11 protein-coding genes are annotated in these 16,734 nt (G+C 40.9%); all 11 read left to right on the top strand.

The window, feature by feature from the left end; translation table 11 throughout:
* Window positions 1-11 precede the first annotated feature (11 nt).
* Window positions 12-260: a hypothetical protein gene (locus ACIRUQ_RS12770; RefSeq protein ID WP_181977234.1), complete on the top strand. Its 249-nt coding sequence runs from the start codon at window positions 12-14 to the stop codon at window positions 258-260.
* Window positions 261-390: 130 nt separating this feature from the next.
* The gene (locus ACIRUQ_RS12765) at window positions 391-609 is read left to right on the top strand and encodes a helix-turn-helix transcriptional regulator (protein WP_002578407.1); all 219 of its coding nucleotides are present in this window, start codon (window positions 391-393) and stop codon (window positions 607-609) included.
* A 14-nt stretch (window positions 610-623) separates the two neighbouring features.
* Window positions 624-1,229 carry a DUF1819 family protein gene (locus ACIRUQ_RS12760; protein ID WP_055289386.1) on the top strand — a complete coding sequence of 202 codons (606 nt, stop codon included), beginning with the start codon at window positions 624-626 and terminating at the stop codon, window positions 1,227-1,229.
* Between the two features lie 11 nt (window positions 1,230-1,240).
* Window positions 1,241-1,801 (top strand): DUF1788 domain-containing protein, encoded by a 561-nt coding sequence (locus ACIRUQ_RS12755; protein WP_055289384.1) that lies wholly within the window; start codon window positions 1,241-1,243, stop codon window positions 1,799-1,801.
* A gap of 13 nt (window positions 1,802-1,814) precedes the next feature.
* Complete coding sequence (gene brxC / locus ACIRUQ_RS12750) at window positions 1,815-5,366, top strand: BREX system P-loop protein BrxC (protein ID WP_055289382.1); 3,552 nt, start codon at window positions 1,815-1,817, stop codon at window positions 5,364-5,366.
* 11 nt (window positions 5,367-5,377) lie between these two features.
* On the top strand, window positions 5,378-5,998 hold the full coding sequence (locus ACIRUQ_RS12745) for a hypothetical protein (RefSeq protein ID WP_055289380.1): 621 nt from the start codon (window positions 5,378-5,380) through the stop codon (window positions 5,996-5,998).
* On the top strand, window positions 5,991-9,497 hold the full coding sequence (pglX, locus tag ACIRUQ_RS12740) for a BREX-1 system adenine-specific DNA-methyltransferase PglX (RefSeq protein ID WP_055289378.1): 3,507 nt from the start codon (window positions 5,991-5,993) through the stop codon (window positions 9,495-9,497). Before ACIRUQ_RS12745 ends, pglX begins: the two co-directional genes overlap by 8 nt.
* Before the next feature lie 15 nt (window positions 9,498-9,512).
* Window positions 9,513-10,415 (top strand): hypothetical protein, encoded by a 903-nt coding sequence (locus ACIRUQ_RS12735; protein ID WP_002578401.1) that lies wholly within the window; start codon window positions 9,513-9,515, stop codon window positions 10,413-10,415.
* A 42-nt stretch (window positions 10,416-10,457) separates the two neighbouring features.
* Window positions 10,458-11,930, top strand: a complete 1,473-nt coding sequence (locus ACIRUQ_RS12730) for an RNA-binding domain-containing protein (RefSeq protein WP_055289376.1) — start codon at window positions 10,458-10,460, stop codon at window positions 11,928-11,930.
* 9 nt (window positions 11,931-11,939) lie between these two features.
* Window positions 11,940-14,582: a BREX-1 system phosphatase PglZ type A gene (gene pglZ, locus ACIRUQ_RS12725; protein ID WP_055289374.1), complete on the top strand. Its 2,643-nt coding sequence runs from the start codon at window positions 11,940-11,942 to the stop codon at window positions 14,580-14,582.
* A gap of 20 nt (window positions 14,583-14,602) precedes the next feature.
* Entirely contained in the window at window positions 14,603-16,720 is a 2,118-nt protein-coding gene (gene brxL / locus ACIRUQ_RS12720; RefSeq protein WP_055289372.1) for a protease Lon-related BREX system protein BrxL, read from the top strand.
* The last annotated feature ends 14 nt before the right edge of the window (window positions 16,721-16,734 follow it).

Genomic DNA, 16,734 nt, shown 5'->3' with positions numbered 1-16,734 from the left:
TACAGATACAGGTGAATAAATCATCTGTGCAAGCTGTTGATGAGGCATATAGAAAACAAAAAGAAGCAGAAAAACAATTACAGTCATTAAAGTATCAGGTGGAACAGAATAGAAAGACAGCTGAGAACGAAGTGCAAAAATTGAAAAAAAGGATAAGATTGCAATCAGAGAAAATAAACGAGATAAAATTTTTCTGTGGAATCGGATATATAGTGGCACTTGTACTTTCAGCTTGTCTTATTAAGATGTGCTTCTTGTGATTTTAAATGCGATATTTCAGAGTTGAATTACGATTTTTGATAGATTAGATTGTTTGAAACGCATTTTTATGATATGATGATAAATACCATGTGAACAGATATTTCAAGCAAATAAGATTGAGGTGAAAAAATGGCAGTTAGTTACAAGAAATTGTGGAAATTGTTGATTGATAAAGAAATGATGAAGAAAGATTTGCGTGCAATGACAGGAGTTAGTACAACAACGATGTCTCGATTATCAAAAGATGAAAATGTAAGTACAGAGATTCTGTCAAAGATATGTTCTGCTTTGAATTGTGACGTGGGAGATATCATGGAATTTGTTCCTGATAAAAAAGAGGAGCAGTAAGGAGGTACGGGAACATGGATCATTCTTATCCTTATATTGCGTCTTTGACCAGAGAGCCGTTCCTTTTCTACGAAATGCGTTCTACCGCAAAGCTAATGGTAGAAGGAATTTCCAATGATGCGATTGTAAAAGAAATTGTAGAGCAGAATCTCTTCCAGTACCCAACGGAAAAATCTATCACACGCATGGCGAAAGCCTGCATCAAACGGCTTCATGCTCTGGAAGATGATTCTCTGGTTTCTGCGATTGCGTCACAACCAACAGATGTAGCAAAACAGATTTGTCTGTATGCGTTAATGAAGCAAAGCCGACTGGTCTGGGAATTTATGCTGACCGTCATTGGCGAGAAGTACAGATTAAGGGACACATCTTTTGGTAAGATTGATTTGAATACATTTTTTATGCGTTTACAGGAACAAAATGATACCGTAGCTTCCTGGAGCGATAGTACGATAACAAAGTTAAAACAGATTATTGCCAGAGTGCTTGTCGAAACAGAATATCTCGATAATCTCAAGGCAGATCATTTGAATCCAGTATGGCTGCATCCTGTTTTGGAAAATGCCATCAGAAGCAATGACGATACGGCGATACTGCCGGCGTTTAATTGCTTTGTGTAGGAGGTAACCAGATGAGTGAAATAAAAGAGCGCCTGGACAAAGTTCGGGCATTGATTCAGGAATCAGAGTTTCTGGAAGGCAAGGGACTGAGCAATGAGGTGAATATCAGAATCTTCTGTTATGAACCGGAGAATGAAATGGTTGTCCGCCATTTTGTGAATCAGCTGGAAACTGATCAGTCCTTAGATTGCCATTTGAACGTTTGTAATTTATATAAAACATTTCTCTCTATCTGCGATGATATGGACATCACAGATGCGATTCCCGATATGGAAGAAGCTGACGGAAGTGCTTATCTTCTGGAGCAGCTTAACTCCGCAATCGGTAATGGAGAGTTCATTGATAAAATCCAGTATGAGCCACACGAACCAGGTGATGTGCTGATGCTGACAGGTGTGGGCGAGGTGTTCCCGTTTATGAGAATCCATACGTTACTGGAAGCCTTACAACCGTATTTTTCAGATGTTCCGATTTTGGTGATGTATCCGGGTGAGTTTGATGGTCGTCATGTAAAACTGTTCAATCGTCTGACACCAAATGATTATTACCGGGCATTCAATGTCATAGATTAAGGGGGATAAAGCCATGATGATTCGAGATATGTTTGCGGATGACATCAACCGCAAAATCAATGGTGTAATTAAAGTAGATCAGGCTGCTGATGATGTAATCGAGCAGGAGTTAAATGAATATGTCATTACCAGAGAATTGAAGAAACATTTCATTACGTTCTTCAATTATTATGGTGATGCTTTCGACCAGCCGACCGCTGATATGGGTGTTTGGATTTCTGGTTTCTTTGGAAGTGGTAAATCTCACTTCTTGAAAATGCTTTCCTATCTTTTGGAAAATAAAGAGGTAAAAGGCATTCGCAGTGTGGAACGTTTCCGTAAAAAATTTGAGGATGATCCGGCAACTTTTATGCTGATTGACCGTGCCACGAAGGGGCAGACGGAAACCATTCTTTTCAACATTGATATTGAAGGATTCAGCAATAAAGATAAGACAGCTGTACTTCGTGTATTTGCCAAAATGTTCTACAACCATCTGGGATTTTACGGTGAAAATCTGAAAGTTGCCATGATGGAGCGTTATATCGACCAGCAGGGAAAAACTGAGGAGTTCCGCAAAGTTTTTGAAGAAAAGAAAGGCAAGCCTTGGCTTGAAATGCGCCGTGCCTTTGCTTTCAATGGCAAGTTCATCATCCCGACATTGATGGAAGTTCTGGATATGAGTGAGGACGATGCTAAGGCGTGGTTCAATGATAAAACCGCAACAGAGATTTCTATTGCACAGCTTGTGGAAGATATGAAAGCCTATGTAGATACTAAACCTGCGAACTTCCGTCTGCTGTTTATGATCGACGAAGTTGGTCAGTATGTCGGCACAGACACCGATATGCTTTTGAACCTCCAGTCTTTGACAGAAAAAATCGGAAGTGAGTGTGAAGGAAAGATTTGGGTGATCTGCACCGGACAGGAAGCGATTGATGAAATCATCAAAGTTCGTGCCGATGAGTTCTCCCGTATTCAGGCTCGTTTTAAGACAAGACTGAGTTTATCATCTTCCTCTGTGGATGAAGTCATCCAGAAGCGTATTCTGAAAAAGAAACCAGAAGCAGCTAAAAATCTGGAAGATGTTTATGAGCAGAATGATTCTGTTCTTCGTAACCTGTTCAGCTTTAGCGGTTCCATTCTGGATATTAAAGGTTATTCCGGCCCAAGGGAATTTACCGAGAACTTCCCGTTCGTGCCGTATCAGTTTATCATCATGCAGAAGGTATTTGCTGAAATCCGGAAACATGGAAATTCCGGTAAGCACCTGTCTGGTGGTGAGCGTTCCATGCTGTCCGGTTTCCAGGAAGCTGCACAGAAAATTCAGGAGAAGGATGAATACGCACTTGTTCCATTCTTCCGTTTTTATGATACCGTACATACTTTTCTGGATGGTTCAATCCGTCGTGTAATTGAGCGTTGTCAGAAAGCTGCCGACAACGGCGATGGCATCGAACAGCAGGATGTGGATGTGCTGAAACTTCTGTACTTGATTCGATATATTGATGATATTCCTTCTAATTTGGACAATATCGTTATCCTTATGGCAGACGATATTCGTGTAGATAAGATTATTTTACGCGAAGCTGTCCGGGATAGTTTGAATCGATTAATGGGGCAGAAAAATTATATCAATAGAACAGGGGATACTTATAATTTCTTGACGGATGAAGAGCAAGATGTTCAGAAGGAAATTAGAGATACTAATGTCGATACTGCTTCTATAGTGGAGCGTATAGCTCAGATGATTTACGGCGGTATTTTCACAACCAAAAAATTCCGTTATGGAAAATATGACTTTGCTTTCGACCAGATGGTGGATAGCATTACGGTTGGTGTAGCAACAGGCGGTATGCGATTGCGTTTTCTGACCGTTGCTACCGATGCTATTGAAAAAACGGATTATCGTCTGATGGCAGAATCCAAAGGTAACGAAGCAATCGTAGTTCTGGCTGATACGCCTTACTATGAATCTTTGGAATCGGCTATGAAGATTCGTAAGTATGTATTGCAAAGAAATGTAAACTCATTACCAGATACAGTAAAGAAAATTATTGAAAACCAGCAGAGTGAAGCCACAAAATATGAAGAGAGTGCTGTGACCGAATTGCAAAATGCCATTGAAGGAGCGCAGTTCTATGTAGACGGTGAACATCTGGAAATCAAAGCCGGAAATGCAAAGAGCAGGATTGAACAGTCTCTTGAATATCTGGTTGCTCATGTATATAGCAAGCTTGACCTGATTACAGATAATGCAGGCAGTGATGCAGATATTATTGCGATTCTGACAGGTGCGGTAACGGCACTTCCGGGCATGGAGCCAAACCGTGATGCTGCTTCCGCTATGGAAGAATATCTGGAAATGCAGGATGCGAAAAAACTGCCGACATCTATGGCAGACGTGCAAAGCAAATATAGTGCAATTCCGTATGGATGGAAAGAAATTGATATTGCTGCGGTTGCGGCACAGCTGATTTATTCCCAGAAAGTAACCATCAAGTATGCAGGCAATACCATTCAGCCAGATGACCCGAAATTGCCAGATATGCTCCGAAAAAAGAGTGAGATCGGCAAGACTTCCATCAGCAAGCGTAAAACCATTTCTGCTACGATGATGCGTGATGTAAAAGCGATGCTCCGAGAGTATTTCGACATCATGGATGTACCGGACGATGAAGATGGGCTGATTCGCTTTGTGACTGAGAAATTTGGTGAACAGCGTGATTACTATACTTCTCTGGATGCCCGTTATGACGGACATAAATACCCAGACCGTGCATTAGTTCAGGAAGCCATTCATCTGATGGATGATGTACTTTCTCAGAAGAAAGACAATATTGCTCTGATTGAGCGTGTGCTGAAAAAAGAGGATGCTCTTTTCGACAATAAAGAAGCCATGAGCAACGGCATTGAAAACTTCTTCAAAACCCAGGTAACAGTATTCGACCAGGCAGTGCAGTTTGAAAAATCTCTGCATGATGATCTTGACTGTATTGCAGAAAATGAGGAAGCACACAAGGCACTGAATACCATTCGTTTGATTATCATGGTTCAGACCGGAAGTAAGTTCAACTATAACCGGATTCGTGAACTGAATCCGCTGATGGATACGGTTCGTACAGCTCATGACAAGATGTTGGAAGAAAAACGTGTTGAGATTCTGGAAACGGTTCGTCAGTGTATGGAAGCAACCCACACTGCCGCAAACGGCGATTCCAAGGTATCCCATCTGATTGAGAAATCAGATCGGTATTTCAGCCAATGCAAGGAGAAAATCGCAGAATTAAAGAGCCTTGCCCTTCTGGATGCCATGTTTCTGCCAATGTGTCAGTACAAGGATGATACAGTCAGCAATATTGAATCTGTTTTGGAACCGCCTGCACCGAAGCCACAGGTACAGCCGACACAGCAAGGAAAAGAGCAAGCAACTGCAAAGAAAAAGGTTGTCCGAGTCTATAACCGTCAGGTTGTATTCCAGGCAAAGACCTTACAGACGGATGCGGATATTGATGATTATGTAGAGAAGATTCGTTCTCAGCTGAAACAGTTGCTGAAGAATTGCGACGAAATTAAGCTGAATTAAGGAGTGTACCTATGGAAGAATTACTTGAAAGACTGGTTATTGCAGTTGAACAGCAAAATTCAGCTTTTCCTTGGGATAGTGTAATTTCAATATTAGCACTAATTGCTTCATGGGTTACAATTTTCTTTTTGCTCAAGGAACGAAGTGAGAAAAATCGCCCTTATATGCAAATATCGTTTGAACTTGTTCGCTCAACGTTGGCGTGCATTGTTTTGAGAAATGTTGGCACTGTTCCATTGGAAGTTAAAAGTTTGACGTTTAATGAAACTTTTACCAAACAGTTGCAAACGAAAACGCAGAAACGATTAAAAAAGAAAGAATCGACGAGTATTGTGATTTTTCCAAATCAGAAATGGGTTATTTCATTTGATACAAATGTTTTTAATATCATAAACGATTTTGAAGAAAAAACAGTAAGGATTGGTTACGAATATTGTAAGTATGGGAAAAACAAATCTTATATTGAAAAAATTGCAATCGATTTTTCAGAGTACAGTGGATTTTTAAACTATATTTCAGAAGTGGATGAGTTTAAGAATAGTGTTGATAATTTGAGAAAATCAATGGAGAATATTGATAAAGGTATTAAGAAATTGTCTGTTCGAATAGAAGATGGAGAAAATTATGGATAAGAATGCGATTAAAAAATTTGCTGTCTGGGCAAGAACAGAGCTGATCGCCCGTGTTTCACTAAAAGGTGTGGAATACGGTATCACAGAGGACAACATTGAGGATGCCAATGCGGACAGTGTTGGCGGAAAAGTCCTCGCTGCCAATGAAAAGAAACAGCGTCAGGCTCTGATTGCCGAGATTAACGATAAAGGATATAAGCAGGTCATGGAAGAGGTTGCCTATACTTGGTTCAATCGCTTCTCTGCTCTGCGATTCATGGAAGTCAACGGCTATCTTCCTTCTCATGTGCGTGTATTTACGGACGAGGAAAACAACTTTAAGCCGCAGATTATAACCGAAGCCATTCATCTGGATTTGGATGGACTCGATATGGAAAAGGTCTATGAACTGAAAGATGCAGAAAAGAGCGAAGAACTGTATAAATATCTGTTGATTGTGCAGTGTAACGCTCTGAATAAAATTCTGCCGGGAATGTTTCAGAAGATTGCGGATTACACCGAGCTTCTTCTGCCGGACAATCTGCTTCGTGAAGGCAGTGTGATTCAGCAAATGATTGAGCTGATACCGGAGGAGGACTGGAAGGATGCCGTCCAGATCATCGGCTGGCTGTATCAGTATTATAACAGTGAGAAAAAAGATGATGTTTTTGCGGCACTGAAAAAGAATGTGAAAATTACGAAAGAAAACATCCCTGCAGCAACCCAGCTTTTCACACCGGACTGGATTGTTCGCTACATGGTAGAGAACAGCCTTGGTCGTCTGTGGCTGGAGGGACACCCGGATGTCAAAGAACAGCTTCTTCCGACAGAGGAAGAACAGTCTGCTTATGCTGCCGGAAACCGTGACCCGGAAGATACCAAATGGCACTACTATCTGGAAGAAGCCGAGCAGGAACCGGAAGTGCAAGCACAGCTTGCAGAGATTCGCAAGGAATACGCCGCACTGACACCGGATCAACTGAAAGTCATTGACCCATGCTCCGGTTCCGGTCATATCCTTGCATATATGTTTGATGTGTTGATGAAGATTTATGAATCCTACGGATATACTACCCGTGAAGCGGTGGCAAGCATTGTGAAGAATAATCTTTACGGTCTGGATATTGATGACCGTGCGGCACAGCTGGCTTATTTTGCGGTAATGATGAAAGCCCGTCAGTATGACCGCCGATTCTTTAGCCGTGGCATTCAGCCCCATGTGTATGCTATTGTGGAGAGCAACCATGTAGATAAATTTGCTGTGGACTATTTCTGTAATGGCGATATGAAGCTAACAACGGCTATGGATACCATCATCAAAGAGTTGCATGATGCCAAGGAATATGGTTCGATTCTGACCGTAACACCACAAGATTGGTCTGCCCTGTATGATCGCTTTGCTGAGATTACAGAAGATATAAATATGTCCCGTGAAACGGCACTGCGAGAATTACTGCCGCTGGTACAGGTGGCGGAAGCACTGGCACAGAAATATGATGTGGTTGTGACAAATCCGCCGTATATGGGTGCGTCTAATATGAATCTGAAGCTGAATGAGTTTATTAAAAATAACTATGCAGATTATAAGAGCGATTTCTTTTCTGCGTTTGTCATTCATGCTTCTCAAATGACAAAACAGAGTGGTTACTGCGGATTCTTTACACCTTATGTTTGGATGTTTATTCAAAGTTATGAGAAAATGCGTAATTACTTGTATAACCAAGCAACCATAGAAACATTGATTCAGTTTGAATATTCTGCTTTTGAGGAAGCAACGGTTCCGGTATGTACTTTTGCTTTCCAAAATCGCCATGTACAGAAAAAAGGATGCTATTTGCGCTTGGTAGATTTCCGTGGAGGTATGGAAGTTCAGAGACAGAAAACATTGGAAGCAATTAAAAACCACGATTGTGGGTTTTATTACGAGCAGAATACAGATAATTTTTCAATAATACCAGGAAGTCCTGTGGCATATTGGGCAAGTACAAAAATGCTTGAAGCATTTCAGACAGGAAATAAATTTGCAGGTGAAACAAAAAAGGGAGTGTTGACTGGAGATAATAATACATATCTTCGTTTATGGCATGAAGTGAATATTGGCAAGATTGGGTTTGAATTGTATTCTCATGCTGAAATGATAGATTCGTCAATGAAATGGTTTCCTGTTACATCTGGAGGAGAAAAGCGACGGTGGTATGGCAATTTTGATACGATTGTAAATTTAGAGAATGATGGGGCGGATATAAAAGCAAATGTTAAGAATTATCGTTTGAGAGATTCACAGTATTATATGCTGGAAGCTATAACTTGGACAGAAATTTCTTCAAGCATTTTTACCTGTCGGTATGTTCCAAAAGGAATTTTGTTTGGAAATGGTGGACCAGTTAGTTTTTTCTTTAATAAAAAACTTATGTATCATTTAGCACTCTTAAATTCAAAAGTTGCAATGGAAATATTAGGATATTTAGCACCGACAATTAACTATGGTCCTGAGCAGATAAATAGAATACCAATTGTATATTCAAATGAAGATGAGGTAAATCAATTAACAAAATGGAATATTTTATTATCACAAACGGATTGGGATTCTTTTGAAACTTCATGGGATTTCCAGCACCATCCGTTACTTCGCAAAGTTCCTACCATTGCTGAAGCCTTTGACCAGTGGCAGGCTGAATGTGATGACCGCTTCAACCAGCTGAAAGCCAACGAGGAAGAACTCAACCGTATCTTTATTGATATTTACGGTTTACAAGATGAGTTAATACCAGAGGTTGAGGATAAGGATGTTACTGTCCGCAAGGCTGACCTTGGCAGAGATATTCGTTCTTTCATTTCCTATGCGGTTGGCTGTATGTCTGGTCGCTACTCTCTGGATGTGGACGGTCTTGCCTATGCAGGTGGCGAATGGGATGCAAGCAAGTATGCTTCCTTTGCTGCGGATAAGGATAACATTATCCCGATTTGCGACGATGAATACTTCGAGGATGATATTGTTGGTCTGTTCGTGGAGTTCGTGAAAACCGTTTATGGTGCAGATACTCTGGACGAAAACCTGAAATTCATTGCGGATGCTCTGGGCGGCAAAGGTCAGCCGAAAGATGTGATTCGGAATTACTTCCTGAGCGACTTTTATTCTGACCATTGCAAGATTTATCAGAAACGCCCGATTTACTGGCTGTTTGACAGCGGTAAAAAGAACGGTTTTAAGGCTCTGATTTATATGCACCGCTATCAGCCGGACACCATTGCCCGTATTCGTACTGATTATGTGCATGAACAGCAGGCACGTTATCGCACTGCTATTGTCGATTTGGAACAGCGTATTGCCAATGCTTCCGCTGGTGAGCGTGTGAAGCTGAACAAAAAGCTGACTACCTTGCAGGCACAGGATACTGAGATCAGAACCTATGAAGAAAAGATTCATCACCTTGCTGACCAGATGATTTCGATTGATCTGGACGATGGAGTGAAGAAGAATTATGCAATTTTCCAGGATGTTTTGGCTAAAATAAAGTAAGGAGGGCTTGCGTAAATGGAAAATATATTTGCTACGTTTTTACAAACTGCGGGATTATATGATTCTAAAGAAATTTGTGAAGATAATATTGCAGACTTGATTGAGTTACTTAAGGGAAATGTTAAAATTAGCGCTTATTGTAAAGAGTGCAAGCAAGAGCGTGTTTTTCACATGAAACCTATTGAGTATTATTTTGAAACGGGTCCAGAGGGGGATGAAGAAATTAGGTGTGCATCTCTTGGCGAGGAAATAGAATCACTTCAAAATATGATATTTAGCACCAAAGCCAGACAAGAAAAGAGTTCTGCTGAAGAATGGAAATGGATAAATTGGCAAATAGCTGATACGACGAGATTAATGAAATTGGAATATATTTGTTCAATGGATGAGAAGCATCATCTGGATTATATTATTTTGACAACAGACAATTCAATGATGAAAATCGGGCAGTATCCATCTATTGCAGATATGACATTTCCAGAATTAGATGCTTATAAGCATGTGATTTCTAAACAAGATCGAAAAGAGCTTGGAACTGCCATAGGGTTATTTGCAAGTGGTATTGGTGCAGGTTCATATGTTTATTTGAGACGAATTCTTGAAAGACTTATTTATCAAGCAAAAGCAACTGCGGGAGATAAAGTTAATGATGAGGAATTTGAACAGGCAAGGGTGGCTGAACGAATTAAGATGTTACAGGGATATTTGCCTGAGATACTCATCAAAAATACAACTATTTACGGAATCCTAAGCAAAGGTATTCATGAATTAAGCGAAGAAGAATGCAAAAAATATTTTCCTGTTGTGAAAGAATGTATTTATCAGATACTCGGTATGTGGGAAAGTGAGAGAAGAAAAAAGGCTGATGAAGATGCTTTAAGCAAAGCACTGAGCTCAATTTCTTCATCAATCAAGTAAAAATATGGTGGTTAGGACTGTTAAAGAGAGCGAGGTGTTACGATGACCATAGAAGAAATTCTTGCAGGGGAATCAAAAAATGTAGAGTTTAAAGAGAACCTGCCGGAGAAAAGCATCAAATATATGAAGTCTGTGGTTGCCTTTGCAAATGGAACCGGAGGAAAAATCATTTTCGGAATTGCCGATAAAACCAGAGAGGTTATTGGCTTTGACAAGGAAGATGTGTTCAAGAAAATGGATGCTATTGCCAATGCTGTATCAGACAGCTGTGAACCAGCAATTATCCCGGATATCACTTTACAGACGGTTGATGGTAAGACTGTTATTGTGGTAGAGGTTTCTGAGGGCAGACAGCGCCCGTATTATATCAAAGCCCTTGGCAGAGATGGCGGTGTATATGTTCGTGTTGCCGGAACTACCCGCCTTGCCGACGAGTATATGATAAAAGAATTGTTGTTTGAGGGCAGTAATCGTTACTACGATCAGGCTTTATGTACTGGGTTAAATGTTACAGATGAAGATATTGATGCCCTTTGCAAAGCTATGAAAGAGCAGGCTGTCAAAAATGCCCGTACAGAGGAACAGAAAGCATCGATTAAAGATGTAGGCAGACAGCAGTTGCGCTCCTGGGGGATTTTGATTGAGCGTGATGGAAAAGATTATCCGTCCAATGCTTTTGCTATTTTAACAGGCAACGGTGGACTTCATGTTGCAACGCAATGTGGCGTGTTCAAAGGGACAACGAAAGCGGTATTTGTTGATCGTAGAGAATATACCGGTCCGCTTTGGGAACAGATAGACGAAGCGTTTCAGTTTGTTTTGAGAAATATTCATCTGGGTGCTACAATTGTGGGAATTTATCGCCAGGATGTTTATGAGATTCCACCGGATGCCATTCGTGAGTTGATTATAAATGCTATGGTACATCGTAGTTATCTGGATCATGGTACGATACAGGTAGCGGTATATGACAACCGATTGGAAATTACTTCTCCAGGAAAGCTGCCAATGGGACAAACGATGGAGCGTATGAAAGAAGGCTATTCCAAAATCAGAAATGAAGCCCTTGCCCATGCGTTTGCCTATATGAACCTGATTGAGCATTGGGGAAGCGGCATTCCGAGAATTATTGATAAAGTAAAAGCTGCCGGACTGCAGGAGCCGGAGTTTATTGGTGGCGAAGTTGATTTGCGTATCAATATTTATCGAGGTCAGGTTGATACCAATAACGCCATAATTAACGCCAATGATACTAAAAATGGCGCTAATGGCGTTAAATGTGGCGCTGATGATGGCACTAATGGCGCTGAAGTGCCGCTTAATAAGGAACAGACGCAGATAGAAAAATTGTTGCAGATTATAGAGAAGAATCCGTCTGCAACACAGGCTTACTATGCAGAAAAAATGGGTATATCGAAAAGAACGGTTTCTCGAATGTTCGCTTCTTTACAGGAAAAAGGTAGATTGGTACAGAGCGGAACAAAACGAAAAGCAAATTGGAAAATTATAAGGTAGGAGGACAGCATGGATACAGATAAAATAATACAAGATTTAAATCGCAGGTTTGCTGCACCTCTTCCTGAGTTTTATCAGCGTCGTATCATTTTCTGGTATGATGAAGATAAGGAATTTGAGGATAAACTGGATGAAGTGGTTTTGGAAAATGCAAAGGTGATTGCGCTGACAGGAAATAATGCGTTTTCTGTAAAAAAACTGCTTTCAGTAGATGATTTGACCACAAATTATCTGGTTTACAGTCCGTGTGTCTATAATCGCCCGGATGATAACTGGCTTCTGGATGTAGAGCTTTACAGTGAAGAGTTTCGGGCAGATCTGATTTCTATCTGGATGGATGAGATGGGACTTATATCAAATCCGGCAATGAGGAAACAGGTTAAAAACTATCGTGCTTATTTTAATGCGAAAGACCGTCGTTTGAAAGTTAGCACGCAGAATAAAGTTCCGGAAACACCGGCACAGTTACACATGGCTGTCATGGCGGCAATCTGTGGATTGAAAGATGCACAGCCTAATATGATTCTCCGGAGTGTGTTCCAGGCGGGACTTGATTTGAATAATAACACGGTTTATCAGGATTTTGTAAAATATCATGCAGACGCAGCATTTTGGGCGATGGTTCGTCAGGGATGCGGATTTGTGGAGGAAGAACCAGACCTTGGGCGGTTAGCAATTCATCTGCTTTTAACTGCAGCGACCCGCACCATGCGACAGGAATATCTTGCCGGACTGGACAGCTTTATTTCCATGCCACATCAGGCATATTGCTATGATTTTATTTCTGAATGGCTTCATAGTGACAACATTCCGCAATTATATGATGTGGCACGTTATGTTGAGGATGAAGCCCGTCTGCATCAGCGCTTTGAAAAGCTGACGGTAGAGGATTTGGTAGGAACAGAGTGCTTTCCGTGTATTAATGAAGTGATTCTGACAAAGCTAATGACAGAGATCAGTGATCATATCATTGATGTGGATACCATTACGAATACCGTTGAAAAACGTAGAACTTGTGTATGGTATGAGCCATTTGAAAATTTTTATGATGGTATCTTACAAGTGGCGAATATGCAAAGTTTCTTTAAGGAACATTCTGCCGGATTCCATAACGCAGAAGCGAAAAGTATCTGGAAAGAATATACAGAGAGTTACTATCAGATGGACACTTATTACCGATTGTTCCATCTTAGTTTTCAAAAGAGTTTGGAGACTTCCAATATTCTGCTAGATGATCTATTCAAGCACGTTGTCGATAAAGTGGAAGGACTCTATAATCATTGGTTCTTAGGTGAGTTGGGCAACAACTGGTCAGATGTATGTGCGAATGAACTGGCAACTTACGGTAAAGTTCTGGAAGTACCGCAACAGGAGGATTTTTACCGTTCCCGTATTCAAACCTCGGATACGAAAGTATTTGTAATTATCTCAGATGCCATGCGTTATGAAGTGGCAGCTACGATGGCAGATCAGCTTCAGCGAGAAACGCAAAGTAAGGTTTCTATCAGCAGTATGCAAAGTATCTTCCCTTCTACTACAAAGTTTGGTATGGCAGCTTTGTTGCCGCACAAAGAACTGACAGTAGAGGTTCGGAACGATATTTTGACAGTTTTGGCAGATGGACAGTCTACGGCAAGTACTTATAGGGATAAGGTTCTGAAAACAGAAGATTCGGCAAGTGTGGCCTTAAAGTACAATGACATCATTGCTATGAAGCGAGCGGAAAGAAGTGCTTTGGTAAAAGGTATGGATGTGGTCTATATTTACCACGATACCATTGATGAAGCCAGCCACACTTCGGATACTGCTGTTTTTGCAGCGTGTGACAAGGCGATTTCAGAATTGAAGAATCTTGTGCGTATTATCGTAAATGAATTTGGTGGAACGAATATTCTAATTACGGCAGATCATGGATTTCTTTATACATACAGTCCTTTGAAGGAAGAGGACAAAGTAGATAAAAGAGGCTTTTTTGATGTGGATGTAACAAACTCTGACATTACAAAAAAAGAAAGTATCAAGCGATGTGTGGAGTATGGCAGAAGATATGCAATTATGCAGAAGGGTGTGCAACCAGATTACTTGATGCCTGTAAAATTTCTGGGAGGAAATACAGAATTTGATGGATTTGCGCCGAGAGAAAGTATTCGTATCAAAATGAATGGTGGCGGTATGAATTTTGTGCATGGTGGTATTAGTTTGCAGGAAATGGTTGTTCCGGTGATTGAGTATCATTATCTCCGCAATGATTCTATGGAATATAAGCGAAATAAGCAGAAATATGATACCAAGCCGGTAACAGTCAATTTACTGTCCGCAAACCGTAAAATCAGCAATATGATTTTTTCATTGAACTTCTATCAAAAAGATGCGGTCAGTACAAACCGTGAAGCAGCAATCTATCAGGTTTACTTTACAGATGAGGACGGCAAGCAGATTAGTGATATTCAGAAGATTATTGCAGATAAGACCAGCGATAATGGTGCAGAAAGAACTTTCCGTTGTCAGTTTAATTTGAAATCTCTGAAATACAGCAATACAGCTACTTATTATCTGGTAATTGCAGATGAACAGGGATTACAGATGCCACAGCGGGAGCCATTCCAGATTGACATCGCCTTTGCGGTGGACGAGTTTGATTTTTTTAGTTAATGCCGTAGGAGGAGAGAAAGATGGAGCAATTTGCAGAGAGTGAAAGTACCCGTGAAGAAATAAAGAACAAGCTCCGTCAGAACTTTGACGGTAAGATTGTTCGGAAAGACCTGACAAAGAAAATTAAAGAAGGGGCGAATGTCCCAGTGTATGTTCTTGAGTTCTTGTTGGGACAGTATTGCAGTTCAGATGATGAGACGGTTATAGAGAAAGGCGTACAGAATGTGAAGCGTATTCTTGCTGACAACTTTGTACGCCCGGATGAATCACAGAAAATTCTGTCTCAGTTGCGTAAAAAAGGCAGTCACACAATCATTGATATGGTGACTGTTCGATTGGATATGAAAAAGGATTGCTTTTTTGCAGAGTTTTCTAATTTGGGCATTGGTAATGTACCGATTGCCGATGAATATCCAGAAAAATTTGATCGCCTGCTCTGCGGCGGTATCTGGTGTATTGTTCAGCTGGATTATGAGGTTGAAGGTGACAATAACTTTGGTATTGAGGACATTGATGGAAATCTGCTTCGTTCCAAACAGAAAAAGCAGAAAGATATTTCACCAATTAGTATCCGTAAGCTGACACCAATCCAGATGCCACACATTGATATTGATGAACTGAAGCAGGGACGAAAGGCTTTTACGAAAGATGAATGGCTGGATATTCTTCTTCGTTCTATCGGCATGGAGCCAGATGAATTTACATATCGTGAGAAATGGCTGCTCCTGACCCGCATGATTCCATTAGTTGAGAATAACTTTAATCTTTGTGAGCTTGGACCGAGAAGCACCGGTAAATCTCATCTTTACAAAGAGATTTCACCAAACAGTATTTTGATTTCCGGTGGACAGACGACGGTTGCAAACCTATTTTACAATATGGGACGCAAAACGGTCGGACTGGTCGGCTTATGGGATTGTGTAGCCTTTGATGAAGTGGCAGGTATCAAGTTTAAAGATAAAGATGGCATTCAGATCATGAAGGATTATATGGCATCCGGATCTTTTGCCCGTGGCAAAGAAGAAAAAGCTGCTACTGCGTCCATGGTATTTGTGGGAAATATCAATCAGAGTGTGGATGTGCTGTTGAAAACCTCCAGTCTGTTTGCACCTTTCCCGCAGGAAATGGGAACAGATACAGCATTTCTTGATCGTATGCACTGCTATCTTCCTGGATGGGAGATACCGAAGTTCAGACCGGAGCATTTTACCGATGATTACGGTTTTATCAGTGACTATTTAGCAGAGTTCATCCGAGAGCTTCGCAAGGAGCAGTATGGAGATGCACTTGATCATTACTTCCGCTTGGGGAGAAATCTGAATCAGCGTGATACAATTGCGGTTCGTCGTATGATAGACGGTTATCTGAAGTTGATGTACCCAAATGGTGAGTTTACCAAAGAAGAACTGGAAGAAATTATTCAGATTGCATTGGAAATGCGTCGCCGTGTCAAGGAGCAATTGAAGAAACTGGGCGGTATGGAATTTTATGATGTAAACTTCTCTTATATAGATTTAGAAGATATGTCAGAATATTATGTTTCCGTACCAGAACAGGGTGGCGGTAAGCTGATACCGGATGGAATGTGTAATCCGGGACAGGTTTATACCGTATCCAGAGGAAAAAGTGGCATGATTGGTGTATTCCGTTTGGAAAGTCAGATGCTTCCAGGCAATGGCAAAATTGAACGGACTGGCTTAGGCAGTGATTCTAAATGCAAGGAAGCGGTGAACACGGCATTTAATTATCTGAAAGCCAACGGCAATCGGATCAGTGGATCTATCAGCACCTCAACTAAGGATTACATCATCAATTATCAGGATTTGCAGGGTATCGGCATGACAGATAAACTGGCACTTCCAACATTGATTGCACTTTGTTCGATTGCCCTTGGAAAGCCTGTTGTCAGCAACTTGGCAGTGTTGGGAGATATAACAATTAGTGGCACAATGATAAAGGTGGATGAACTTGCCAATACACTTCAGGTGTGTCTGGATAGCGGCGCAAAGAAGGTGCTGATTCCAAGTACCTCATTTGTTGATTTTGCAAGCGTTCCGGCTGATCTGATGAGTGCATTTCAGCTGATTCCGTATCAGAGTGCGGAAGATGCAGTGTTTAAGGCGTTGGGGGTAGAGTAATATAAGGAGGGATA

The organism is Eubacterium ramulus (assembly GCF_045002895.1).
GTDB lineage: Bacteria > Bacillota > Clostridia > Lachnospirales > Lachnospiraceae > Eubacterium_I > Eubacterium_I ramulus.
This window is presented reverse-complemented; position numbering and strand designations above follow the sequence as displayed.

Coding starts and splice junctions, on each gene's coding strand:
- pglZ (WP_055289374.1), top strand. CDS start 11,940: ATGGATACAGATAAAATAATACAAGATTTAAATCGCAGGTTTGCTGCA.
- brxL (WP_055289372.1), top strand. CDS start 14,603: ATGGAGCAATTTGCAGAGAGTGAAAGTACCCGTGAAGAAATAAAGAAC.
- brxC (WP_055289382.1), top strand. CDS start 1,815: ATGATGATTCGAGATATGTTTGCGGATGACATCAACCGCAAAATCAAT.
- pglX (WP_055289378.1), top strand. CDS start 5,991: ATGGATAAGAATGCGATTAAAAAATTTGCTGTCTGGGCAAGAACAGAG.
- ACIRUQ_RS12745 (WP_055289380.1), top strand. CDS start 5,378: ATGGAAGAATTACTTGAAAGACTGGTTATTGCAGTTGAACAGCAAAAT.
- ACIRUQ_RS12755 (WP_055289384.1), top strand. CDS start 1,241: ATGAGTGAAATAAAAGAGCGCCTGGACAAAGTTCGGGCATTGATTCAG.
- ACIRUQ_RS12735 (WP_002578401.1), top strand. CDS start 9,513: ATGGAAAATATATTTGCTACGTTTTTACAAACTGCGGGATTATATGAT.
- ACIRUQ_RS12730 (WP_055289376.1), top strand. CDS start 10,458: ATGACCATAGAAGAAATTCTTGCAGGGGAATCAAAAAATGTAGAGTTT.
- ACIRUQ_RS12760 (WP_055289386.1), top strand. CDS start 624: ATGGATCATTCTTATCCTTATATTGCGTCTTTGACCAGAGAGCCGTTC.
- ACIRUQ_RS12765 (WP_002578407.1), top strand. CDS start 391: ATGGCAGTTAGTTACAAGAAATTGTGGAAATTGTTGATTGATAAAGAA.